This is a genomic window from Sulfitobacter sp. 1A15299 (assembly GCF_043556915.1).
Classification (GTDB): domain Bacteria; phylum Pseudomonadota; class Alphaproteobacteria; order Rhodobacterales; family Rhodobacteraceae; genus Sulfitobacter.
Genome location: NZ_JBIFFJ010000016.1, coordinates 16,275 through 37,977 on the forward strand (window position 1 = coordinate 16,275; position 21,703 = coordinate 37,977).

Here is a 21,703-nt window from a genome sequence, read left to right on the forward strand (position 1 = left end):
TCAGCCGTCCTCCGCATGCAGTAGCAGGCCTAGCGCCAGAAAGATCGCCGCCACGGGCGGCGCCCAAGCGGCAAGGGTCACCGGGATCTGGCCATTCTCGCCAAGGATTTGTGCGAAACTGCGAATGAAATACAAACCGAACCCCAGCAAAATCGAGGCCAGCACAGCGACGCCGGTCCCCCCAAAGCGGGTATGGCGCATGGTGAATGCGCTCGCAACCAGAACCATGGCCACCAGAAAGAAGGGCCGCGCCAGTTCGGCTTGCAACCAGACCTCATGCTGGCGGGTGCTGAACCCCGCCTGTTCCAACTGGCGGATGAACTCGGGCAACTCATAGATCGAGACGGCAGCCACCCGGCCAATGCTTTCGCGGATACGCTCGACGGTGAGCGAAGAGGGGATGGTCAGCGTCTCATGCACCTTTGCCGCGCCTTCGGCGTTCACCCCGGCCTCCAGCGGCCAAATCTTGGCGCCGGTCAATTCCCAGTCGCCGCCGCGAAGCTCTGCGCTATCGGCTTCGATGCGGCGGATCGGCCCCTTCTCGGCATCATAGCTGATGATCGTGACGTTATAGAGAACGGAGGCATCGGCATTGGTGCGCCAGGCGCGGATAACCGATTGGCCTTCCTCCGTGCCTTGCCGCAGCCACAGCCCCTCGTCACTGACCGAGAGCGCTGCGCGGCCATTGGAGCGGTATTCTTGGGTCAATTGCTCGGCCCGCTCACTGGTCGCCGCGACGATGGGGTTCAGCATGGCCACCGCCAGCGTGCCGATGATCAACGTCACCACCACCGGGGCCACCAGCGCGCGCAGGGCCGAGCGGCCGGCGGCGCGGGTCACCACCAGTTCTGAGGATCGGGCAAGGCCGATGAAAAGCGCCACCGTGGCAAGGATCATGATCAGCGGCAGGATCATGTTGATGGTCTGGGGCATATGCAGCAGCGTCATGCCCAGCACCTGATCCCAGCCCACATCGTCATCGGCGAAACGCCGGGCCTGGTCCACACCATCGACCAGCATCACCAGCGCGGCCAGCACCCCGGTGATGACAAGAAAGCTCATGAAGAAACGGCGGGCGAAATAGAAATGCAGGATCATGTGGCGGCCCTCTTGCCACGCAGGCGCCGCCTTATCCAGCGCGGATGTGCGGCTTGCCAAAGCATCGCCAGCGTCAGCACGGCCCCGATGAGCGAGGGCAGATAGACCAGTGGCCAGAGCGCCGCGGCCTCGCGGATTTGCACCACCATCATGCCCCGCAGCCCGTCGATGGCGATGAGCAGGCCAAAAGCGATCACTGCCTCGCGCCAGACGCCAAAGCGGGAAAACCCGCCGAGGATCAAAGTGGCGAAACCGATCATCGCGGCAACAAGGCAGAACAGCGGCTGCGCGAAGCGGCCATGCAGCTCTTCGGCCACCACGCCCGGCGAGGTGTCGGTCGCCGCCGCGACCCCGTCCCAATCCCAAAGCAGATCGGGCGTGACCATGGCGCTGACCGACAGGTCGATCGCGTCTTCACTGCTGACCAGCGGGGAGATATCGAAGGAAAAGTCGCGAAATTTGGCCGTGGCCAAACGGTTGGTCTCGGTGTCCAGCCGCTGCGCCATGCCGTTGAGCATGATCAGCGTCGTGTTGTCCCTGTTGCGGGCGAGATAGGCTTCGGCGGCGGTGTAGATCACGCCTTCATTGGCCTTGCGCCGATCCGACAGGAAAACATCGCGCAGCACGCCGTCATTGTCGATGGCGCGGGTATAGAAGGTGACATCGTCGGAGGGGTGCAGAAAAGTCCCCTCCGTCAGCAGCCTTGCCGTGAGGTTGCGCGAGATCTCGGCCTCGCGCTGTTTCAACTGCCCCTGCGCCATGGGGACCAGAAAGTGGCTGAGCACCGTCATCATCGCCGCCACGCAAAGTCCGAAAACGAAAACGGGCCGCGCCAGCCGCCACGGGCCGGAGCCTGCGGCCTGAAGCACCGTCAACTCGGATTCGCCCGACATGCGGTTGGTCACATAGACCGAGGCGGCAAAGGTCGCGATGGGCAGAACGGTAACGATGAGTTTCGGCAGGCCAAGGGCCGTGAACTCCAAAAACACCAGTGCGGATTGGCCATCGCCGATCAAACGGTCGAACAGGACAACCGCGCGGTTGATCCAAAACAGCGCCACCAGCACCAAAGCGAAAAAGCCGAACATAACCAGAAGTTGCGACAGCATGTAGCGGTCAATTCTTGCCACTCTGATCCCCCGAGATGCTCTGACGGCCTTTGCGCAAATCTTAAAGCAATTCTCGGGGCGGGAAAACTGCTATCTGGCCATGGGCGGCGCGGCGCGGTAGGTCTGGGGCAAAATCAACCATGAGGCATGCCATGACCGATCTGACCCCCATCACCTTCGCCGAGACCGACATCGACCGTATCGCGGGGCATTCCGGGCGGATCGCGCTGTTTTTGGAGCCTGAGGGCCGTCTGGATGCCGGGGCGCGGCGGGTGAACCGCCTCACCAAAGGCGCTTTGCAGCGGCTGGTAGAGAGTGAGCGTTTCGCCGCACTGAAACCCGGTGACATGCTTAGCATGGGCTATCCCGCCGGCATGGCGGCAGAGGCGGTGGATGTGATCCACATGCCACGCCGGGCGGAGGTGATGACAGCGCGCAAAGCCGGGGCCGCGCTGGCCAAGCGCCGGGGCGACAGCGATCTGCTGATGCTCGCCGCCGCAACGCGCCGGGTGGCCGATGTGGCCTTTGGTCTGGCAATGCGAGACTACGGCTTCGAAGATCACAAATCCGCGCCCAAGCCGCGCAGGGGCACGGTCGAGGTCATGTGTTCCAAACCGGAGGAAGCGCGGGAGGCCGCCGCACCGCTCATGGCCGTGGCGGAGGGCGCCTTCATGACCCGTGACCTGACCAACGCACCTGCCAATATCCTGACCACCACCAGTTTCGCCGAACGTCTGGCCGAGATGGAGAGCTTGGGCCTGAAAGTTGAAGTTCTGGATGAGGAAGAGCTCGCAAAGCTCGGAATGCGAACGCTTTTGTCTGTCGGCCAAGGGTCGGACAGCCCGTCGAAAGTGGTCGTCATGCGGTGGGAGGGCGGCGCGGATGACGCAGCCCCTCTGGCGCTGGTCGGCAAGGGCGTGGTCTTTGACACCGGCGGCATCAGCCTCAAACCCGGGGCTGGCATGGAGGACATGACCATGGACATGGGCGGCGCGGGCGTTGTCTCGGGCGTGATGCGCACACTTGCCTTGCGAAAAGCCAAGGCGAATGTCGTGGGGCTTGTGGGCATCGTGGAAAACATGCCCTCGGGCAATGCGACCCGTCCGGGCGATGTGATCACCACGATGAAGGGCGACACGGTTGAGGTGATCAACACCGACGCCGAGGGGCGTTTGGTGCTCTGCGATGTCATGTGGTACGCGCAAGACCGGTTCAAACCCGCGGCGATGATCGATCTGGCCACGCTGACCGGGGCGATCATCATCGGGCTGGGCCATGAGAACGCCGGGGTCTTTTCGAATGACGACGGGCTGTGCAACGATTTCCTCAAAGCCGCTGAGAGCGAAGGCGAAGGCGCGTGGCGGATGCCGCTGGGGCAGGGCTATGACGACCTGCTGAAAAGCCGCATCGCTGATATGAAGAATATCGGCGGGCGTCCGGCGGGGTCGATCACCGCAGCGCAGTTCCTCAAGCGGTTCGTCAAGGATGAGACACCTTGGATTCACCTCGATATTGCCGGCGTCGCCTCCTTGAAGTCGGAAAGCGCGCTTGCCCCTGCGGGCGCGACAGGCTGGGGCGTGGCGGCGTTGAACCGTCTTGTCGCCGACCGTTTCGAGAAGGGCTGAGCAACAGATGGGGGCGGCTTACTTCTATCACCTGACCCAGCGACCTCTGGTCGAGACGCTGACGATGCTGCTGGAAAAGTCGCTCGCCAATGGCTGGCGCGTGGCCCTGCGCGGGACGGACCGGGCGGGGCTACAGGCGCTTGATCGGGCGCTTTGGACCTATGCGGATGACAGCTTTCTGCCCCATGGCATGGCGGGCGGGCCGCAGGACGCGGATCAGCCCGTGCTGCTGACGTTGGAGGATGGCGCCCCCAATCGGGCGGATTGTCTGATGACGGTGCATGGGGCCGATGTCACGGCGACGGAAGTGGCCGCGCACGAGCGGGTCTGCGTGTTGTTCGACGGGCATGATCCCGTGGCGCTGGATCAGGCGCGCGGCCTGTGGAAGCGGCTGAAATCCGAAGGCGCATCGGCGCAGTATTGGTCGGAGGAAAGCGGTCGCTGGGAAAAGAAGGCCGAGACCTAAAGGGCGGCAGTGCAGGGGCAGGGGCCCAAAGCCCGCTGCCCCTGAACGCGGCTTAGGCCGCTTTGTCGAGCGCGGGTTTCGCGGCACCGGCGGCTTTGCCTGCTTCGGCCTCCGGCGCTGCAGGTTCGACCTTGCTCACATAGGATTTGGCCGCTTCGACCGCGCTGTTGTTCACCGGCGCGATCGCGTCCAGCAGGGCGCGGGTGCGCTGGCTGTCGACGCTGCGCTGTGCTGCGGCGCGGGCAAAGGCCGCGTCATCGGCGGTGCTGGCCTTCGGGGCCGTCTCAACCGGCTTGGCCTGCGCCACGGCTTGCACCGTTTCGGTCTTGGCAGGCGCTTGCACGGCTTGGGGTTTGGAGGCCTCCTGTGCCGCCGCGCTGTTTTGCGTGGTCGGCCCCTCACTGGCGGGTTTCGTTTGCGCCTGTGACGAGCTGTTGTTGCTCTTCTCGGCCTTTTCCGGCTTTTCGGCCTTCTCCGCCTTGGCGGGTTTGTTGCTTTGTTGGTAGGAGGATGACCCACCGATGATATTTGTCAGCATAGCAGCAGTTTCTCCAGAATTGGGTACAGTTGTGCTTTGCAAGTATCTGGGCAAAAAGGCGGAAACCTGTTCAATTCACGGCGAATGCGGCGTCATTTTGCGGCGAATTTGATCTTTTGCAGCGCAATTTGGGCAAGGTCTCGCCCCATTCGATCAGCGGCTCAGGCGCAGTTCGCCGCCGCTGATCTCGATCCGGCCCCAGCGTTGCAGGTAGCCCATGCCCAGCAGAGATTGCGACATGATCCCGTCATTCACCACTGCGGGGACATTGTGATCGACCGCATGGCCCACCACCACCTCGTCAAGGCGCACAAAGGCGGTGCGCGTCTCGCCATTGGCGGTGCCCGCGCGGCCAAGGTAGTCCAGCCCCTCAGGGTCGATGCCAATGCGCGCCGCATCGGATTTGGTCAGCACGATATCGGATGCGCCGGTATCCACGACAAAGCGCACCGGCGCGCCGTTGATCTGGGCCGTCAGGTAGTAATGCCCATCGCGCCCGCGGGGCAGGACGATGTCACCCTCCTCGCTGATGGTGAGATGTTGGCGCGCGCTGTCGCGGGTGATGTCTTGCCACAGGCCGACCCCCGCCGCGGCACCTGTAAAGATCAGCCCCCAGACCGCCGCCTGTTGCAGGGTCTTGTTCATATTGGGGCGGCTGTGCATGAAAAACCAGCCCGCCACCATCGCCAGTAGAACGATGAGATAGATCAGATGTGCTGTGTCGATACCGGCCATGAACGCCCCCCTTACATCTCATATAGGAAGGCCGCGTGAAAATGTCAGCCGGGCATAGGGCCGGGGCCAAAGCCAAAGGCCGCCAAGCCGTCGAGCACGAATTGCACCGAGAGCGCCGCCAGCAACATGCCGAGCAGGCGGGTCACGATGTTGATGCCCGTCTTGCCCATCGCCCGCTCCAGCGCGCCGCTGACCTGCATGGTCAGTGCCATGACCACCAGTGTCAGCGCGGTGATCACGATGATGGTCAACAGACCTTCGCCCCCCGGTTTTTCCCCCGTCAGCAGGATGACCGAGGCGATGGAGCCAGGCCCGGCGATGAGCGGGATGGCCATGGGGAAAACGGAAGGGTCGTCATGGTCATCCTCATCGGCGCGGTCCTCGCGCCGTTTGGTGCGGCGGTCGAAGAGCATGTCGAGCGCGGTGATGAACAACAAGATGCCGCCCGCGACGCGGAAGGCGGGCATGGAAATGCCGATGAAGCCCAGCACCGCCTCGCCGAAAGCGGCAAAGATCAACAGCACCAACCCGGCCACGCCCACCGCGCGCCATGCGATCTTGCGCCGCTCTGCATTGCTCATCCCACGGGTGAGCGCGAGGAACACCGGCGCGATGGCGATGGGGTCGATCACCACGAACATCGTGACGAGGGCGGTGATCATATAGGCGGTGTCGAGGGTCATGGGTCTTCCTTGGCGCGGGGCTTCTTGCCAGAATGCACGAGGGCCGCCCCTTAGGCGACCCCTGCGATGTAATAAACTGAACGCAACCGGGTCAGGCCGTGGCCTTTTCCAGCTTTTCCTGTGCGCCCATCCAAAGGCCCTCGGCGCGGTCCAGCGCCTCCATCACTTCGGCGTATTTCTTGTTCCAGACCTCAAGCTCGCCGGTTTTGGCGTCTTCGTAAAGCGCGGGATCGGCGAGTTTCTTGGCCAGCTTGTCGCGCATCTCGTTAATCTTTTCCATCCGCGCTTCGGCCTTGCGGACCTCGCTGCGCAGGGCCAGCACCTCGTCACGGCTGGCGCGTTTGGGCTTGGGCGCTTCTTTCGGCTTGGCGGGGTTCTTGCTGACCGGCTTTTCCGGGGTCAGCAGCATCTTGCGATAGGCTTCGAGATCTTCCTCATAGGGTTTGACCGTGCCGTTCGACACCAGCCACAGCCGGTCGGCCACGAGCGACAGCAGGTGCATGTCGTGGCTAACGAGGATCACCGCGCCCGAATAGCGCGTCAGCGCCTCCACCAGCGCCTCGCGGCTTTCGATGTCGAGGTGGTTGGTCGGCTCGTCGAGGATCAGCAGATGCGGGGCGTGCAGTGTTGCCAAGAGCAGCGACAGCCGCGCCTTCTGCCCGCCCGAAAGCCGCCCGACCTCGGTCTCGGCCTGTTCCGGGCCAAGGCCGAAGCCCGCGAGTTGGGCGCGCAGTTTCGATTGCAGCACGCCGGGGCGGGCCGCGATCATGTGCTGCAACGGGGTCTCTTCGACGATCAGCTCGTCGACCTGATGCTGGGCAAAGAAACCAACACGCAGTTTCGAGGAGTTGACCTGCCGCCCGGCCATCAGCGGCAAGCGGTCCGACAGCAGTTTCGCCAACGTCGACTTGCCCTGACCGTTCTTGCCCAGAAGGGCGATCCGGTCGTCCTGATCGATGCGCAGGTTCAGCCGCGTCAGCACCGGGTTGTCGTCGCTGTAGCCGACCGACCCGTTTTCGATGTTGATGATCGGGGGCGAAAGCTCCTCGGGTTCGGGGAAGGTGAAGACCTTGCGGGCCACGTCCTCGGGCGCGGTGATCATATCCATCTTCTCGATCATCTTCAGGCGCGATTGCGCCTGTTTGGCCTTGCTCGCCTTGGCTTTGAAACGGTCGACGAAAGCCTGCATGTGATCGCGCCGGGCCTGTTGCTTCTTGGCCATCGCCGCCTGCAGCGCGCGTTTCTCGGCGCGCTGGCGGGCGAATTGATCGTAGGAACCCTGGTAGTAGGTGAGCTTGCGGTCTTCGAGATGCAGGATGCCGCCGACGGCGCGGTTCAACAGGCCGCGGTCGTGGCTGATGATCAGCACCGTATGGGGGTATTTCGCCAGATAGCTTTCCAGCCAGAGCGCGCCTTCGAGGTCGAGGTAGTTGGTCGGCTCATCGAGCAGCAGCAGATCGGGCTGGGCAAAGAGCACGGCGGCCAGCGCCACGCGCATCCGCCAGCCGCCCGAGAAGGCGGAGCAAGGCAGCTGCTGTTCGTCGTCGTCGAAGCCAAGCCCCTTGAGGATCGAGGCCGCGCGGCCTTCGGCGGACCATGCGTCGATATCCGCAAGCCGGGTCTGGATATCGGCGATGCGGGCGGGATCCTCGGCGGTTTCGCTCTCTTTCATCAACCGCGCGCGTTCGATGTCGGCTTCGAGCACCGTGTCGATCAGCGAGGTCTCGGACGAGGGCACCTCTTGCGCCACGCCGCCGATCTTGGCGCGGGACGGCAAAGAGATATCGCCGCTGTCGAGTGACAGCTCGCCACGGATGATCTTGAACAGCGTCGTCTTGCCCGCGCCGTTGCGTCCGACGATGCCGACCTTATGCCCCTCGGGGATCACGGCGGAGGCTTCCTCGAACAGAGGGCGGCCTTCGACGGAGTAGTTGATTTCTGAAATGCGTAACATGAAAGCCGTTTGGCGCAAGCGAGGCGGAAGGTCAATCACGGCTTTTCATGGGCCAGACCCCATGCTAGGGAGCGCGCAAATCAACACCCGCTATGGAGTACAGCCAATGGCCCTCGAACGCACCTTCTCGATCATCAAGCCCGACGCAACCCGCCGCAACCTGACCGGTGCCATCGTCAAGAAATTCGAAGACGCCGGCCTGCGCGTTGTCGCACAAAAGCGCATCCACCTGACAAAGGCGCAGGCGGGCGAGTTCTACAAGGTGCACGCCGAACGTCCCTTCTACGACGAACTGTGCGAATTCATGGCCTCCGCACCGATCGTGGCTCAGGTTCTGGAAGGTGAAAACGCCATCGCGAAAAACCGCGAAGTGATGGGCGCGACCAACCCCGCCGATGCGGCAGAGGGCACCATCCGCGCCGAGTTCGCTGAAAGCGTTGGCGAAAACTCCGTCCACGGTTCCGACGCGCCGGAAACCGCAGCGGTTGAGATCGCATACTTCTTCTCCGGTCTGGAACTGGTCGGCTAATCCGGCCGTTCATCAGAAAGACTGAAGGGGTCGCCTCGGGGCGGCCCTTTTTCTTTGGCGATCAGTTGTTGAGCGTCGGGTGGTGTGAGGACATGCGCCCTTCGACATCGCCCATTGGCGGCGCATTGGCGGCTTGATCCTTCAGGTGACGCTCCAGCAGATCGACATTGCGCAGCTTTGACTTCAAACCGATATCGAAAAGGTCACCGACCAGCGGGACGGAGCCGATGACATAGTCGATCCCGGTGTTCACCAGCATTTTCGCCAGCACGCTGTTGGGCGCGCCCATGCGGTACGATTCTTTCAGGATATACGCCGAGGGTAGAAGGGCGAGCGTATCGCCCACCACCGGCACGAGGCCCAGTATCGAATCCCACCCCATCCGCACGCCGACGATCGGCAGCTTATAGGCGCTGTCCATGCTGACGGCCAATCGGCGCAGACGGGCGAGGTCAGCTTCGTGAGAGGGGGTATGGGGTGTCATATCGGACCTTGCGTGTTGCTCTGATCGGCAAACGCGTGGTTCGGCCCCAAAGTTCCCCCCCTCCGCCGGCCCCATCCGGCTTGTGGGGAGTGCCGCTTAAAGGCTAGCGTAATCGGTGATCAGTGGCGTGGGACGCCGTGGCGGCTGGGCCGAGGTGCCGTTTGGCTTCGGCGCGGGCTTTGGTTTTTGCGGTTGCGGCGTTCTGTCAAGTCGGGCCATCGGGTAGCTCCTTTGCTGCTCGCTGGGGTTTGATGTCTCTCACCCCCGCAACCAGCTTGGGCGCGGTTCGGGTCCATAAAGGGGCCAGATTGCGCCCAGAATGGGGCAATTGTTGCGATTTTGCGACGGAACGCCCGGTATTTCCCTATGGGTTGAGGATGAAACGCGCCTCTGCCTGCAGGGTGCCCTCTGGGGCGACACGCCCACGGCCTGTCAGATCGACCAGATGTGCCAGCACGTTTCGGGTGGCCGCCCCCAAGAGCGCGGCAGGTGTTTCGGTATAGATGGCGCGGGCGAGATCTTCCGCCGTGGCGGGCCCGTCGCCCAAAGCGTCGAGGATCGACACCTCCCGCGCGCGGCGATGCGCGACCAACCAGTCGAGCCGCGCGTTGGGCTCGCTGACCGGCGCGCCGTGACCGGGGTAGAAGACCCGCCACTGCCGCGCGCCCAGCTTCTCGCAGGAGGCCATGAAATCGGTCAGATCCCCATCGGGGGGCGAGACAAGCGAGGTGGCCCATCCCATGACGTGATCCGCCGTCAGGCAGGCGTCCCCCCAAGCAAGGCTGACATGATTGCCGATGTGGCCCGGCGTGTGCAGCACTTCCAGCGTCCAGCCGTCCCCCTCCAGCAGGTCACCATCGGCTAGGGTGTGATCGGGGCGAAAGCCGTGGTCGACACCTTCACCGCCGCCCATCAGCCCCGCCTCGGCCAGCCCCTGCATCACCACCGACCGGCCCGCCGTGGCATCCCCAAAGGCCCAGACCTCAGCCCCCGTGCGCGCGGCCAGCGGGCGGGCCAGCGGCGCGTGATCCAGATGCGTATGGGTCACGATGATATGGCTGATCTGCTGCCCGGGCTGGATCGCGGCGAGGATCGCCTCAAGATGCGCGGGGCTGTCGGGTCCGGGGTCGATCACTGCCACATCGGTCTCGCCCAAGAGATAGGTATTGGTGCCGCGATAGGTCATCGGCGAGGGGTTGGGCGCCACGATCCGCCGCAGCCCGGGTTCCAAGGGTTCGGCAATGCCAATCTCGGGGTCGAAGTTGTCGGGCGGCAGCATGGTTTCACCTTTCGCTGGGGCAGGGGGCTGGCTAAGGTCTAGCCATGAACTTTGCCTGGCTCAAACGATATGTGCCGCGTGGCATCTACGGACGCGCCGCGCTGATCCTTCTGTTACCAGTGGTGTTTTTGCAATTGGTCGTGGTGGTGATCTTTGCGCAGAGGCATTTCGAAGGTGTCACCGGCCAGATGACCGATACGGTCCTGCGGGAACTGGAACTGGTCATGCTGGCGGTTGGCACGGCCCCCGATGCGCAATCCGTGCCCATGGCGGTTGAGGCGCGGGCGGGCCCGCTTGATTTCGTGGTAACGCCCGCCAACCGTCCGCTGCCTAAAAAGGACAGCATGCTGTGGTACGACTATTCGGGCCGCGTGCTGATCCCGCGCTTGCGCAGTAAGATGGACGGGATCGAAGCGGTGGACCTCAGCGATGACGATTTCGTCGTGCTCTATATCGAGAGCGTGCACGGGCCGCTGCGCATCCAGTTCGAGCGGCGGCGCATCTCGGCCTCGAACCCGCATCAGCTTTTCGTCTACACCGTGTTTTTCGGCGTGCTCTTGAGCTATATCGCCACGATTTACCTGCGCAATCAGCTGCGCCCCATCAAACGGCTGGCCCGCGCGGCGGAAGCCTTTGGCCGGGGGCGGCATGAGCCCTATACACCCACCGGCGCCATCGAGGTCCGCGCGGCGGGCAACGCTTTCGTCGACATGCGCGCCCGGATCGAGCGGCAGATCGAGCAGCGCACGCTGATGCTCTCGGGGGTCAGCCACGACCTGCGCACGCCGCTGACCCGGATGCGTCTTGGCCTGTCGATGATCGACGATGAGGATGCCGCACCGCTACTGGCCGATGTCGATGACATGCAGCGGATGCTGGACGAATTCCTGAACTTCGCCAAGGGCGCCGCTGAGGGTGAACCCGAAGAGGTGGCCCCGCATGGGTTCGTCAGCGCCATTGTCGAAGACGCGCAGCGGGCCGGGCGCAGGGTCACGCTGCTGCCGCCCGAAGGCGCGGGTGAGGGGATCGTAAAACTGCGCAGGGTCGCGATGCGCCGGGCGGTGGACAACCTGATTTCAAACGCCGTGCGCTATGGCACGCAGGCCGAAGTCTCGGTCATGCTCAGCGATCGCACCCTGCGCATCCGGGTCGAAGACGACGGCCCCGGCATCCCAGAAGCGCGGCGGGACGAGGCGACGCGGCCTTTCTCGCGGCTTGATCCTGCGCGCAATCAGGATAAGGGCGGCGGCGTGGGGCTGGGCCTTGCCATCGCATCCGACATCGCGCGCGCCCATGGCGGGGTGCTGCGGCTTGGGGAATCGGACCGCCTTGGCGGGCTGCGCGCCGATATCGTCATCGCGCGGTGACCCGGCGGCATGATTGTGCCGCGGGCCCGGCTTTGCCACAGTGAGGTGACCCTGATACGGAGCGCAGCGATGACCCCCTATGACATGATCAAAGCCCATCTCGACACGGCCGTACCCTTTGCCGCCCACGTCGGGGTGAAACTGCTGGAGATCGCAGATGGCACCGCCAGCGCCGAATTGGTGCAGCGGCATGAGACCTCGAACCACATCGGCACGCAGCACGCGGGCGCGATGTTTACCTTGGGCGAGGCGGCCTCGGGTGCCGCAATGGCCGGGGCGATCGCGCCGGTGATCATGGACATGCGCCCCGTCGCGGCCATGGGGCAGATCACCTTCAAAAAGATTGCCGAAGGCACGCTGACCGCCCATGCCCAAACCTCGCGCCCCGGGGCCGAGCTGCTAAGCGCGCTGCAAGAAGACGGAAAAGTCGCCTTTGAGGTGGCTGTCGACATCCAGAACGAAGCGGGTGAGACGGTGGTCGAGATGCAGGTGACCTGGCACGTCAGCGCCAAACGGTGAAGGCCGCGAAAGGCGGGGGCGGAAGTATGGTAGGCCCGGCAGGACTTGAACCCGCAACCAAAGCGTTATGAGCGCTCTGCTCTAACCAATTGAGCTACAGGCCCGCCATGGGCGTTTGGGTATGACGCCGCAGGCCGAGCGTCAAGACATTAGCTGCACCAAATGATTGCAGTGGGCGGCGCAATACTCTAACTCCGCGCGCAAGGGAAAATGCGCGCCGGGGGCCATGACCATGACGAAATCCGACAACGGAATCACCTATGCCGAAGCAGGCGTGGATATTGACGCAGGCAATGCGCTTGTAGAGCGGATCAAACCGGCGGCGAAATCCACCGCACGGCCCGGCGTCATGTCCGGCCTCGGCGGCTTTGGCGCGCTGTTCGATCTGAAGGGCGCAGGCTTCACCGACCCGGTGCTGGTCGCGGCGACCGATGGCGTGGGCACCAAGCTGCGCATCGCGATTGACACCGGCAATGTCGACAGCATCGGCATTGATCTGGTCGCCATGTGCGTCAACGATCTGGTTTGCCAAGGGGCCGAGCCGCTGTTCTTCCTCGACTATTTTGCGACCGGAAAGCTGGAACTCGACAGCGCCGCCCGGATCATCGAAGGCATCGCCAAGGGCTGCGCCGATTCCGGTTGTGCCTTGATCGGGGGCGAGACGGCTGAAATGCCGGGCATGTATCACGCGGGCGACTTCGACCTCGCCGGTTTCTCGGTTGGCGCGATGGAGCGCGGGACCGAGCTGCCGCGCGATGTGAAAGAGGGCGACGTGCTTTTGGGCCTGCCGAGCGACGGGGTGCATTCCAACGGCTACAGCCTCGTGCGCAAGATTGTCGAACGGAGCGGTCTGGGCTGGGGTGACGGTTGCCCCTGGGGCGATGGTGATCTGGGCAGTGCGCTGCTCACACCCACGAAACTCTACGTCAAAGGCGCCGTGGCGGCCCTGCGCGCCGATGCCGTCTCGGCGCTGGCGCATATCACCGGCGGTGGCCTGACAGAGAACCTGCCGCGTGTGCTGCCCGTGGGCCTCGCCGCTGAGATCGACCTCAACGCATGGGAATTGCCGCCGGTCTTCAAATGGCTGGCCGCCGAAGGGGGCATGGCCGAGGTCGAGATGCTCAAGACCTTTAACGCCGGGATTGGCATGGTCGCCGTGGTCTCCGCCGACAAGGTCGAGGCCGCCAAGGCCGCCTTTGCCGAGGATGGTCATAGCGCCATTGAGATCGGGCGCATCACCACCGGCAATGGCGTCACCTATTCCGGCGCGCTGCTTTGACCAAGCGGGTTGCGATTTTCGTCTCGGGCGGCGGCTCCAACATGCGGGCGCTGGTCGAGGATATGACCGGCGACCATGCAGGCCGCCCCTGTCTGGTGCTGTCGAACAACGCGGATGCGGGCGGGATCGCTTGGGCGCAGGGGCAGGGGATCGCGACCGAAGTGGTCGATCACCGCCCCTTCGGCAAGGACCGCCCGGCCTTTGAGGCGGCGCTCAGCGCCGCGCTTGAGGCCCATGCACCCGACATCATTTGCCTTGCCGGTTTCATGCGCAAACTGACCGAAGGATTTACCGATGCCTGGGCCGGGCGGATGATCAACATCCACCCCTCGCTATTGCCGAAATATCGCGGTTTGCACACCCATGCCCGCGCGTTGGAAGCTGGCGATACCGAGCATGGCTGCACCGTGCATGAGGTGACCGCCGCACTCGATGACGGTCCGATCCTTGGTCAGGCGCGCATCCCCGTTCTGCCCGGCGACACGGCCGAGAGTCTGGCCGAGCGGGTACTGGTGCAGGAACACCGCCTTTACCCCGCCGTGCTTCGCCGTTTCGCCGCCGGTGAGCGGGAGCCGGTGATGCTCACGGGCTGACGCTGGTCAAACCTTCCTGCGTGATGTACCTCTTTGGCAAAGCCCGATGACCGGGCGTGCAACATGTCAAAGAGCATATATGAAAACCATCACCACGACCGCCGACCTCGCGCAATTCTGTGAAGAGGCTGCGCGCCATGATTACGTGACCGTCGACACGGAATTCCTGCGTGAGCGGACCTATTATTCCAAACTCTGCCTTGTTCAGCTTGCCATGCCCGGCACCGATGACAGCAACGCCGTGTTGGTCGACCCCTTGGCCGATGGCATCTCGCTAGAGCCGCTGTACGACCTGTTCCGCGATACATCGGTGGTCAAGGTCTTCCACGCCGCACGGCAGGATCTTGAGATCTTCTATGTTGACGCCAAGGTCTTTCCCAAGCCGCTGTTCGACACGCAGGTCGCCGCGATGGTCTGCGGCTTTGGGGAACAGGTGGGTTATGAGACTTTGGTGCGCAAGATCGCGCATCAGTCGCTCGACAAAACCTCGCGTTTCACCGATTGGTCGCGCCGCCCGCTGACCGAGGCGCAGAAGACCTATGCCTTGGCCGACGTGACCCATCTGCGCCAAATCTACGAGTTTCTGGCCCGCAAGCTTGAACAGACCGGGCGGGCGCGGTGGGTCGCCGAAGAGCTTGAGACGTTGCTCAGCCCCGACACCTATGTGACCCAACCGCAAAACGCATGGAAACGGGTCAAGACCCGGACCAATTCGCCCAAGTTTCTGGCGATCGTCCGTGAGTTGGCCGCTTTCCGTGAGGATTACGCCCGCAGCCGCAACATCCCGCGCAACCGGGTGTTCAAGGATGACGCGCTGGTCGAATTGGCGAGCCTCAAGCCCTCGAATGGCGATGAGTTGAACCGCGCCCGGCTGCTGCTGCGCGAGGCCCGCAAGGGCGAAATCGCCGAAGGCATTCTGAAAGCCGTGGCCGCAGGCGTGGCCTGCAAGCCTGCCGACATGCCCCAGCCCGACCGCAAGCGCGACAAGCTGCAGGTGAACCCGGCGCTGGCCGATCTTCTGCGGGTGCTGCTCAAGGCCAAGACCGAAAGCGCGGGCGTCGCGGCCAAGCTCATCGCCTCGGCCAGCGATCTTGACATGCTGTCGGCAGGGGAGCGTGACGTGCAGGCGCTGCGCGGCTGGCGGCATGAGGTCTTCGGTGCCGATGCACTGCTGCTCTGCGAAGGCAAGATCGCCTTGGCCGCTGACGGGAACGACGTGAAGGCGGTCAAAGTCTGAAACGAAAAGAGCCGCCCGATCCGGGGCGGCTCTTTCTCAAAAAAGGGTCGCGCGGCGTCTTAGCGGCGAGAGACCAAAGCATTCAACTGCCCTTCGACGCGAATCTCACGCACCCCGGCCAGCATCTGATCGGTCAGGCGACGCCCGGCAATCACTTCGCGGGTGGGCCGGCTGCCCTGCGGGGTGGCCTTGTCGGGGCGCACCCCTTCCAAACGATAGGTCAGAACACCGTTGACGGGTGTCTCATCCGGCGTCGCCGGGGTCAAGCGCACCTTGTAGATGCCTTGACGCGCGGCGAGCCCGGTGGCGCGCAGGATCGCACCGCCCGGCACCGGCTCGATGGTCAGATCGGTAATCTGCTCGAAGGGGCGGCCTTCATAGGTGGCAACCTCGACCGCACGCCGCGCGAACAGCCCACTGCGCTGCGGGATCAGGGGATTTGTGCTCTCTGCCGGGGCGGCCGCAACCGAACGGGCGGGGCCGAACCAATTCAGCGGATTGATGCGGCTGTCACGGACCGTGCCGCAGGCGGATACCAAAAGGGTCGAAGCCAAAAGAGCGAGGATTGTCTTGCGCATGGGAACCGCCGTTAAGTTTACTTGCCTTGTGCTACCCCATCCCGCCAGCCTTGGGAAGGGGGTGGACCTTTGCCCAAGGGCATCCTACCTGTCAGGCAATGGAATTCACCCGAAGAGAGTGCACAGATGGCCACGCCCGCCTTTGAAGAACTGGTCGAGGATTTCGAGTTTCTGGACGATTGGGAAGACCGCTATCGCCATGTGATCGACCTTGGCAAAGCGATGGAACCGCTGCCTGAGCCGCTGCGCGTCCCCGCGACCAAGGTCGATGGCTGCGCCTCTCAGGTCTGGCTGCATGCACAGTTCGAGGGTGGAAAACTGCATTTCGACGGCGCCAGCGATGCGATGATCGTCTCGGGGTTGATCGCAGTTTTACGCAAGCTTTACAATGGCTTGACAGCCAGTGAGGTGGGCGGCGTCGATGCCAAGGCGGAACTGGCCCGGCTGGGGTTGAACGACCACCTTTCGGCGCAGCGCTCGAACGGGTTGCGCGCGATGATCGAGCGGGTGCGCGAGACGGCAGCGCAGGAAGCCTAACGCTCAGAGGGCGCGCAATGCGCGCGCCAAATCCCCGTAGCCCGTGAAGCGCCGCTCGAAGGCAAGGCCGAGCCGCGCCGCGCAGTCTTGGGCCTTTTCGGTCAGCGCCGGGTCATCCGTCTGCGCCTGATAGACCAATTTCTCGTAATTGCCGAAATACATGTCGCGCAGCTCGGGATGCCGGTCGAGGCCCATGGGCTTGATGATGAAGGCCTCAAACTGCCGGACCAGAAAATCGGTCAAATAGAAGGTGGTAATTTCATCTTCGGCGGTTTTGGCAAAACTCTCGTTGCCTTGGAAAAAGCTGTAGCAATGCGGCCCCGCCACCATTTGCACGCCCAATTCGGCACAGGCGCGTTCCAATCCGCCCCCCGTGCCGCAATCGGCGTAGACGACGAAGAAGTCGTCATAGTCCGCACGGTGTTTGGTGACCGTGTCGCGCACCGCCTGCGTGATCTTCTCCGGGTAGAGGTGAAATTTCGCGGGCAGGCAGGTCAGGTCCAGATGGGTCCAACCGTTGGCTGCTTTCAGATCCAGAATCTCACGCGCCAGCGCCCCGCAGGCAATCAGGAGAATACGGCCCGCGCGCGTGGGCGCGAGCCCGTCTTGGGTCAGGGTCCGGTCATCTGGCAGCGGGGTGTCATTCATGCCAATACCATCGCATGTCACCGCGCCCCACGCCAAGCGGGCAGGGGCGAAACGCTCAGGCGTTGGCCGAATTATGTCGACGGCCCATCCAATCCTTCGCGGTTTCCACGGCCACGGCAGCGTCGCGGCAATAGGCATCGGCCCCGATGGCCTTGCCAAATTCCTCGTTTAGCGGCGCGCCGCCGACCAGCACGATATAGTCGTCGCGCTTGCCCTGTTCGACCAGCGTGTCGATCACCACCTTCATATAGGGCATGGTCGTGGTCAGCAGGGCGGACATGCCAAGGATATCGGCCTGTTCCGCTTCGAGCGCTTCAAGATAGGCTTCGACCGCGTTGTTGATGCCCAGATCGACGACCTCGAACCCCGCGCCTTCCATCATCATGCCAACAAGGTTCTTGCCGATGTCGTGAATGTCGCCTTTGACGGTGCCGATGACCATCTTGCCGACGCGCGGCGCGCCGGTTTCAGCAAGCAACGGCTTGAGGATGGCCATGCCGCCCTTCATCGCATTGGCAGCCAGCAACACCTCGGGCACAAAGAGGATCCCGTCGCGGAAATCGGCCCCCACAATGGTCATGCCGCCGACAAGCGCCTTGGTCAGGATCTCATAGGGCTCCCACCCCCGGTCGAGCAGGATTTGCACCCCTTCCTCGATCTCTTCCTTGAGACCGTCATAGAGGTCATCGAACATCTGCTGGACAAGTTCTTCGTCGTCCAACTCGGCCAGGATGATATCGTCTTCTTCCGACATGGTGTTTCCTTCTGCTGGGCGTGCAGGTGCATGACACTTGAGCCCTTGTCTCACGGAATGTTAGCGCCGGGGTCGCGGTTTGCGACATCGGCCGCGCCTTGCGCGACGCCTTGAGGGCAAACTACTGCTTTTTGCGGTGTAAGGACAAGGGTTTGCGCGAGGTTACTTGCCGATGTTCGCGAAATGTTCTAGCCTTCTTTCATGGATAGGGAAGACCAGCGATTCCGCGTGCTTGGCCGCGCGGCAGCCAGCAATGATGCGGGCCGGTTCGAGCGCCATAGTCGCGTGGCCGAAGATGACGGTTGGGCGCGTGACGAGGTGCTTCCGGTGCTGCGCACCCAGACCAGTATCGAGGTGCCGCGCCGGGTGATCACCTACAACCGCTCGCCGGATTTGCCTTTTGACCGCTCGATCAACCCCTATCGGGGCTGCGAACATGGCTGCGTCTACTGTTTCGCGCGGCCCAGCCATGCCTACCTCGGCCTATCGCCGGGCTTGGATTTCGAAACCCAGTTGATCGCCCGCCCCGAAGCGCCGGAGGTTCTGGCGCGGGAACTGCGGTCGAAGCGGTATCAGGTCGCGCCCATCGCCATCGGCACCAACACCGACCCCTATCAGCCGATCGAAAAGACCCATGGCATCATGCGAGAATGTCTTGAGGTGTTAGCCGCGTTCAATCACCCGGTGGCGATCGTCACAAAGGGCAGCCTGATCGAACGCGACATCGACATCTTGGGCGACATGGCAGGGCGCGGATTGGCGGCGGTCGGCATTTCGGTGACCACGCTGGACCCGAAGCTCAGCCGTTTGATGGAGCCGCGCGCGCCCGCGCCGCAGCGGCGGTTGCAGGTAATCCGAAAGCTGTCGGAGGCAGGCATGCCGGTGCGGATCATGGCATCGCCGATGATCCCGGCGCTGACCGACCCGGAGTTGGAGGCGATCCTCACCGCCGGACGCGAGGCTGGCGCGCGGCATGCAAGCTGGATCATGCTGCGCCTGCCGAGAGAGGTGTCGCCGCTGGTGCAGGACTGGCTCGCCACCCATTACCCCGACCGGGCCGAGCGGATCATGGCGCGCTTGCGCGATATGCATGGGGGCAAGGACTATGACGCAGGCTGGCACAAACGGATGCGGGGCGAGGGGCCATATGCGCAGATGGTGGCGCAACGCTTTGATTTGGCGGTGAAGCGTCTGGGGCTGGCCCGTTCCGGCGTGCCGCTGCGCCGTGATCTGTTTCGACCGCCCTTCGAAAAGGGCGATCAATTGAGCTTGTTCTGAGCCTCAGCCCCGGCGGCGCCCGCGGCGCGGGCCTCGGGTTGGGCCTTGGCCATCGGTGCCATCGCTTTCGGAAGAGAAATCGCCAATCTCTTCGCGGATTTGCTCCAGCGTGGGGGCCGGGCCTTTTTCGGTGCTGTCGAGCGCCTCGCGCATGGCGACCAGATGCTCGGGCAGGGTGCCGCAGCAGCCGCCGATGATGCTTGCGCCTGCGTTGCGGGCCATCACCGCATAGCGCGCCATCAATTCGGGCGTGCCGTCATAGTGGATGTGGCCTTCGACGTATTTCGGGATGCCTGCGTTGCCTTTGGAGATGATCGGCAGCGTGCCGTTCTTCGCGGCAAAGCCAAGCACGGTGCGCAGCAGGTCAGAGGCGCCGGTGCCGCAGTTGGCGCCATAGGCCAGCGGCATGTTGTCCAGCTCGTGCACCAGATCGACCATCCCTTCGGAGGTCAGCCCCATCATCGTGCGGCCCGCGGTGTCAAAGCTCATCGTGCCGCACCACGGCAGACCGGCCAGTTGGAAGCCCTCGGCGGCGGCGCGGTATTCTTCGGGGGCGCTGATCGTCTCCAACCAGCCGATATCGGCACCGCCTGCTTTGAGGCCATCGGCGGTCTCGTGGAACATCTCGACGGCGAGGGAATGCGACAGGGTGCCCACAGGCTCCATGATCTCACCCGTGGGGCCGACGGAGCCTGCGACGATCACCTTGCGCTCGGCGGTATCGGCCACTTCGCGCGCCAATTCGGCCGAGACGCGGCTCAACTCATGCACGCGGTTCTGCGCATCGTGCAGCTTGAGACGGGCGGCATTGGCGCCGAAGGAATTGGTCAGGAACAGATCACTGCCCGAATCCACCGCGAAACGGTAAAGCTTGGTGATCTTGGCGGGCTCGTCGGTGTTCCACAATTCAGGCGCGTCGCCCGACATCAGCCCCATGTTAAACAGATTGGTGCCCGTGGCCCCATCGGCGAGCAATGTGCCCTTTTCAGCGAGAAGATCGGTGAATGCGTTGCTCATGGGGGCTCCTGTTGGGTCTTGGAATTTTGCCTGATGTCACGCTGGCCACTTGGGGGCAATCTCATAATATTCATCTTCATTATGAGGGCAGGCGGGAAGGCTGCGCCCCGGCGCCGGGACCGGGACGCAGGGGGTCAGTTGGTCTCGCTCAGCAGTTGCGCCTTGGCCTCGGCCATCAGGCTTTGCATCTTGCCGCGGATCGTCGCCTCATCCGCGCGGTTGCCCAGATCGCCCGAGACTTTGCGATAAACGTCTTCGTCGCCCGCCTCTTCGAAATCGGATTTCACGACCTCTTTGGCATAGTCTTCGGCGTCGCTGCCAGATTTGCCCAAAAGTTCAGCAGCCCAGAGGCCCAGAAGCTTGTTGCGCCGCGCCTCGGCGCGGAATTGCATGTCCGCGTCGTGGGCGAACTTGCTTTCAAAGGCATTTGCGCGGTCGTCAAAGTTGCTCATGGCAGGTCTCCGATTGCTGTTGTTACCCGTTTGATATGCGAACGCCTGCCCGTTCTCGCAAGTGGCGGGGCAAAGGTGGCGGGCCATGCTTGCAGCAGCGGGGTGCTTGCACTAAGAGAAGCGCAAGCGGCGGGGATGTTCCCGGCCCCCTGTTGGAAAGGATGCCCATGGCCCGGCGCAACAAGATCTACGAAGGCAAGGCAAAGATCCTCTATGAAGGTCCCGAGCCCGGTACGATCGTTCAATATTTCAAAGACGATGCCACGGCCTTCAACGCCGAGAAGAAAGCCACGATCGAAGGCAAGGGCGTGTTGAACAACCGCCTGTCCGAGTTCTTTATGACTGGCCTGAACAGCATCGGCGTGCCGACGCATTTCATCAAACGCCTGAACATGCGCGAACAACTCGTGCGTCAGGTCGAGATCATTCCGCTGGAAGTGATCGTGCGCAACTATGCCGCCGGTTCCATGTCCAAGCGCCTTGGCATCGAAGAGGGCACGCAATTGCCGCGCCCGATTGTCGAATATTGCTACAAGGACGACTCGCTCGGCGATCCGCTGGTCACCGAAGAGCATATCGCCGCCTTCGGCTGGGCCAGCCAGCAAGACATGGACGATATCCTAAGCCTTGCGCTGCGGGTCAATGACTTCATGTCGGGCGTGATGATGGCCGTGGGCATCAAGCTGGTGGACTTCAAGATCGAGATTGGCCGCGTTTACGACGGTGATTTCCAGCGTCTGATCGTCGCCGATGAGATCAGCCCCGACAGCTGCCGCCTGTGGGACATCGAAACGGGCCAGAAGCTCGATAAGGACGTGTTCCGCCGCGATCTCGGCTCGCTCACCGATGCCTATACCGAAGTGGCCAAACGCCTTGGCGTCATGCCCAAGAACAACGCGCCGGTGACCAAGCCGACGCTGATCAATTAACGCGGCTTCGCCGTT

General features: G+C 63.3%; 24 protein-coding genes and 1 tRNA gene. 11 read left to right on the forward strand and 14 right to left on the reverse strand.

What is annotated here, in order from left to right; translation table 11 throughout:
• Positions 1–1,098, reverse strand: coding sequence for an LPS export ABC transporter permease LptG (lptG, locus tag ACGYK7_RS13970; RefSeq protein ID WP_394403037.1), 1,098 nt, complete (start codon positions 1,096–1,098; stop codon positions 1–3).
• Positions 1,095–2,228 (reverse strand): LPS export ABC transporter permease LptF, encoded by a 1,134-nt coding sequence (lptF, locus tag ACGYK7_RS13975; protein ID WP_394403039.1) that lies wholly within the window; start codon positions 2,226–2,228, stop codon positions 1,095–1,097. Before lptF ends, lptG begins: the two co-directional genes overlap by 4 nt.
• Positions 2,229–2,359: 131 nt before the next feature.
• Here lptF and ACGYK7_RS13980 point away from each other — a divergent pair, with 131 nt between their 5' ends.
• On the forward strand, positions 2,360–3,832 hold the full coding sequence (locus ACGYK7_RS13980) for a leucyl aminopeptidase (protein ID WP_394403041.1): 1,473 nt from the start codon (positions 2,360–2,362) through the stop codon (positions 3,830–3,832).
• Positions 3,833–3,839: 7 nt separating this feature from the next.
• Positions 3,840–4,298 carry a DNA polymerase III subunit chi gene (locus ACGYK7_RS13985; RefSeq protein ID WP_394403043.1) on the forward strand — a complete coding sequence of 153 codons (459 nt, stop codon included), beginning with the start codon at positions 3,840–3,842 and terminating at the stop codon, positions 4,296–4,298.
• Between the two features lie 52 nt (positions 4,299–4,350).
• Here the strand turns inward: ACGYK7_RS13985 and ACGYK7_RS13990 are convergent, their stop codons facing one another.
• The 4 genes from ACGYK7_RS13990 to ACGYK7_RS14005 all read right to left on the reverse strand — a co-directional run bounded on the left by ACGYK7_RS13990 (position 4,351) and on the right by ACGYK7_RS14005 (position 8,208).
• The gene (locus ACGYK7_RS13990; protein WP_394403045.1) at positions 4,351–4,836 is read right to left on the reverse strand and encodes a hypothetical protein; all 486 of its coding nucleotides are present in this window, start codon (positions 4,834–4,836) and stop codon (positions 4,351–4,353) included.
• 153 nt (positions 4,837–4,989) lie between these two features.
• A complete protein-coding gene (locus ACGYK7_RS13995; protein ID WP_394403047.1) occupies positions 4,990–5,571 on the reverse strand; it encodes a TIGR02281 family clan AA aspartic protease in 582 nt (193 codons plus the stop codon).
• A gap of 44 nt (positions 5,572–5,615) precedes the next feature.
• Positions 5,616–6,254 (reverse strand): MarC family protein, encoded by a 639-nt coding sequence (locus ACGYK7_RS14000; RefSeq protein WP_394403049.1) that lies wholly within the window; start codon positions 6,252–6,254, stop codon positions 5,616–5,618.
• Positions 6,255–6,345: 91 nt separating this feature from the next.
• A complete protein-coding gene (locus tag ACGYK7_RS14005) occupies positions 6,346–8,208 on the reverse strand; it encodes an ABC-F family ATP-binding cassette domain-containing protein (protein ID WP_394403051.1) in 1,863 nt (620 codons plus the stop codon).
• Positions 8,209–8,314: 106 nt separating this feature from the next.
• Between ACGYK7_RS14005 and ndk the strand changes: the two genes are divergently transcribed.
• Positions 8,315–8,737, forward strand: a complete 423-nt coding sequence (gene ndk, locus ACGYK7_RS14010) for a nucleoside-diphosphate kinase (protein WP_067266630.1) — start codon at positions 8,315–8,317, stop codon at positions 8,735–8,737.
• Positions 8,738–8,798: 61 nt separating this feature from the next.
• On the opposite strand, the gene ACGYK7_RS14015 is transcribed toward ndk, so the two are convergent.
• Positions 8,799–9,221 (reverse strand): DUF4112 domain-containing protein, encoded by a 423-nt coding sequence (locus ACGYK7_RS14015; RefSeq protein ID WP_394403053.1) that lies wholly within the window; start codon positions 9,219–9,221, stop codon positions 8,799–8,801.
• Between the two features lie 364 nt (positions 9,222–9,585).
• A complete protein-coding gene (locus ACGYK7_RS14020) occupies positions 9,586–10,500 on the reverse strand; it encodes an MBL fold metallo-hydrolase (protein ID WP_394403054.1) in 915 nt (304 codons plus the stop codon).
• A 44-nt stretch (positions 10,501–10,544) separates the two neighbouring features.
• Between ACGYK7_RS14020 and ACGYK7_RS14025 the strand changes: the two genes are divergently transcribed.
• Positions 10,545–11,867 carry an ATP-binding protein gene (locus tag ACGYK7_RS14025; protein WP_394403056.1) on the forward strand — a complete coding sequence of 441 codons (1,323 nt, stop codon included), beginning with the start codon at positions 10,545–10,547 and terminating at the stop codon, positions 11,865–11,867.
• 69 nt (positions 11,868–11,936) lie between these two features.
• Positions 11,937–12,386 carry a DUF4442 domain-containing protein gene (locus ACGYK7_RS14030; protein ID WP_394403057.1) on the forward strand — a complete coding sequence of 150 codons (450 nt, stop codon included), beginning with the start codon at positions 11,937–11,939 and terminating at the stop codon, positions 12,384–12,386.
• Between the two features lie 27 nt (positions 12,387–12,413).
• Here ACGYK7_RS14030 and ACGYK7_RS14035 read toward each other — a convergent pair.
• Positions 12,414–12,490 (reverse strand) — tRNA-Ile (locus ACGYK7_RS14035).
• Positions 12,491–12,618: 128 nt separating this feature from the next.
• Here ACGYK7_RS14035 and purM point away from each other — a divergent pair.
• The 3 genes from purM to rnd all read left to right on the forward strand — a co-directional run bounded on the left by purM (position 12,619) and on the right by rnd (position 15,495).
• Entirely contained in the window at positions 12,619–13,665 is a 1,047-nt protein-coding gene (gene purM / locus ACGYK7_RS14040; protein ID WP_394403114.1) for a phosphoribosylformylglycinamidine cyclo-ligase, read from the forward strand.
• Positions 13,662–14,258, forward strand: a complete 597-nt coding sequence (gene purN, locus ACGYK7_RS14045) for a phosphoribosylglycinamide formyltransferase (RefSeq protein ID WP_394403058.1) — start codon at positions 13,662–13,664, stop codon at positions 14,256–14,258. The genes purM and purN overlap by 4 nt, the downstream gene beginning before the upstream one ends.
• Before the next feature lie 79 nt (positions 14,259–14,337).
• Positions 14,338–15,495, forward strand: coding sequence for a ribonuclease D (gene rnd / locus ACGYK7_RS14050; RefSeq protein WP_394403060.1), 1,158 nt, complete (start codon positions 14,338–14,340; stop codon positions 15,493–15,495).
• Between the two features lie 59 nt (positions 15,496–15,554).
• On the opposite strand, the gene ACGYK7_RS14055 is transcribed toward rnd, so the two are convergent.
• Complete coding sequence (locus tag ACGYK7_RS14055; protein ID WP_394403062.1) at positions 15,555–16,073, reverse strand: hypothetical protein; 519 nt, start codon at positions 16,071–16,073, stop codon at positions 15,555–15,557.
• A 126-nt stretch (positions 16,074–16,199) separates the two neighbouring features.
• On the opposite strand from ACGYK7_RS14055, the gene ACGYK7_RS14060 reads away from it, so the two are divergent.
• Positions 16,200–16,610: a SufE family protein gene (locus ACGYK7_RS14060; protein ID WP_394403064.1), complete on the forward strand. Its 411-nt coding sequence runs from the start codon at positions 16,200–16,202 to the stop codon at positions 16,608–16,610.
• Positions 16,611–16,613: 3 nt separating this feature from the next.
• On the opposite strand, the gene ACGYK7_RS14065 is transcribed toward ACGYK7_RS14060, so the two are convergent.
• Both ACGYK7_RS14065 and ACGYK7_RS14070 read right to left on the reverse strand, forming a co-directional pair.
• Complete coding sequence (locus ACGYK7_RS14065) at positions 16,614–17,258, reverse strand: DUF1638 domain-containing protein (RefSeq protein ID WP_394403066.1); 645 nt, start codon at positions 17,256–17,258, stop codon at positions 16,614–16,616.
• A gap of 55 nt (positions 17,259–17,313) precedes the next feature.
• Positions 17,314–18,012, reverse strand: a complete 699-nt coding sequence (locus ACGYK7_RS14070) for a corrinoid protein (protein ID WP_394403068.1) — start codon at positions 18,010–18,012, stop codon at positions 17,314–17,316.
• 201 nt (positions 18,013–18,213) lie between these two features.
• On the opposite strand from ACGYK7_RS14070, the gene ACGYK7_RS14075 reads away from it, so the two are divergent.
• Entirely contained in the window at positions 18,214–19,290 is a 1,077-nt protein-coding gene (locus ACGYK7_RS14075) for a PA0069 family radical SAM protein (RefSeq protein WP_394403070.1), read from the forward strand.
• 3 nt (positions 19,291–19,293) lie between these two features.
• Here ACGYK7_RS14075 and bmt read toward each other — a convergent pair whose 3' ends face one another.
• On the reverse strand, positions 19,294–20,307 hold the full coding sequence (gene bmt / locus ACGYK7_RS14080; RefSeq protein WP_394403072.1) for a betaine--homocysteine S-methyltransferase: 1,014 nt from the start codon (positions 20,305–20,307) through the stop codon (positions 19,294–19,296).
• Between the two features lie 134 nt (positions 20,308–20,441).
• Positions 20,442–20,759, reverse strand: a complete 318-nt coding sequence (locus ACGYK7_RS14085; protein WP_394403074.1) for a DUF1476 domain-containing protein — start codon at positions 20,757–20,759, stop codon at positions 20,442–20,444.
• Positions 20,760–20,926: 167 nt separating this feature from the next.
• Between ACGYK7_RS14085 and purC the strand changes: the two genes are divergently transcribed.
• A complete protein-coding gene (purC, locus tag ACGYK7_RS14090) occupies positions 20,927–21,688 on the forward strand; it encodes a phosphoribosylaminoimidazolesuccinocarboxamide synthase (protein ID WP_067266657.1) in 762 nt (253 codons plus the stop codon).
• The last annotated feature ends 15 nt before the right edge of the window (positions 21,689–21,703 follow it).

Excerpts from the sequence above, each read along its gene's own strand:
- ACGYK7_RS14085 (WP_394403074.1), bottom strand. The coding sequence starts at position 20,759 with ATGAGCAACTTTGACGACCGCGCAAATGCCTTTGAAAGCAAGTTCGCC.
- purM (WP_394403114.1), top strand. The coding sequence starts at position 12,619 with ATGACGAAATCCGACAACGGAATCACCTATGCCGAAGCAGGCGTGGAT.
- ACGYK7_RS13980 (WP_394403041.1), top strand. The coding sequence starts at position 2,360 with ATGACCGATCTGACCCCCATCACCTTCGCCGAGACCGACATCGACCGT.
- ACGYK7_RS14025 (WP_394403056.1), top strand. The coding sequence starts at position 10,545 with ATGAACTTTGCCTGGCTCAAACGATATGTGCCGCGTGGCATCTACGGA.
- ACGYK7_RS14000 (WP_394403049.1), bottom strand. The coding sequence starts at position 6,254 with ATGACCCTCGACACCGCCTATATGATCACCGCCCTCGTCACGATGTTC.
- ndk (WP_067266630.1), top strand. The coding sequence starts at position 8,315 with ATGGCCCTCGAACGCACCTTCTCGATCATCAAGCCCGACGCAACCCGC.
- rnd (WP_394403060.1), top strand. The coding sequence starts at position 14,338 with ATGAAAACCATCACCACGACCGCCGACCTCGCGCAATTCTGTGAAGAG.
- ACGYK7_RS14075 (WP_394403070.1), top strand. The coding sequence starts at position 18,214 with ATGGATAGGGAAGACCAGCGATTCCGCGTGCTTGGCCGCGCGGCAGCC.
- ACGYK7_RS14060 (WP_394403064.1), top strand. The coding sequence starts at position 16,200 with ATGGCCACGCCCGCCTTTGAAGAACTGGTCGAGGATTTCGAGTTTCTG.
- ACGYK7_RS13990 (WP_394403045.1), bottom strand. The coding sequence starts at position 4,836 with ATGCTGACAAATATCATCGGTGGGTCATCCTCCTACCAACAAAGCAAC.
- ACGYK7_RS14005 (WP_394403051.1), bottom strand. The coding sequence starts at position 8,208 with ATGTTACGCATTTCAGAAATCAACTACTCCGTCGAAGGCCGCCCTCTG.
- ACGYK7_RS14065 (WP_394403066.1), bottom strand. The coding sequence starts at position 17,258 with ATGAATGACACCCCGCTGCCAGATGACCGGACCCTGACCCAAGACGGG.
- ACGYK7_RS14015 (WP_394403053.1), bottom strand. The coding sequence starts at position 9,221 with ATGACACCCCATACCCCCTCTCACGAAGCTGACCTCGCCCGTCTGCGC.
- bmt (WP_394403072.1), bottom strand. The coding sequence starts at position 20,307 with ATGAGCAACGCATTCACCGATCTTCTCGCTGAAAAGGGCACATTGCTC.
- ACGYK7_RS14030 (WP_394403057.1), top strand. The coding sequence starts at position 11,937 with ATGACCCCCTATGACATGATCAAAGCCCATCTCGACACGGCCGTACCC.
- ACGYK7_RS13985 (WP_394403043.1), top strand. The coding sequence starts at position 3,840 with ATGGGGGCGGCTTACTTCTATCACCTGACCCAGCGACCTCTGGTCGAG.
- ACGYK7_RS14070 (WP_394403068.1), bottom strand. The coding sequence starts at position 18,012 with ATGTCGGAAGAAGACGATATCATCCTGGCCGAGTTGGACGACGAAGAA.
- lptG (WP_394403037.1), bottom strand. The coding sequence starts at position 1,098 with ATGATCCTGCATTTCTATTTCGCCCGCCGTTTCTTCATGAGCTTTCTT.
- ACGYK7_RS13995 (WP_394403047.1), bottom strand. The coding sequence starts at position 5,571 with ATGGCCGGTATCGACACAGCACATCTGATCTATCTCATCGTTCTACTG.
- ACGYK7_RS14020 (WP_394403054.1), bottom strand. The coding sequence starts at position 10,500 with ATGCTGCCGCCCGACAACTTCGACCCCGAGATTGGCATTGCCGAACCC.
- ACGYK7_RS14055 (WP_394403062.1), bottom strand. The coding sequence starts at position 16,073 with ATGCGCAAGACAATCCTCGCTCTTTTGGCTTCGACCCTTTTGGTATCC.
- purC (WP_067266657.1), top strand. The coding sequence starts at position 20,927 with ATGGCCCGGCGCAACAAGATCTACGAAGGCAAGGCAAAGATCCTCTAT.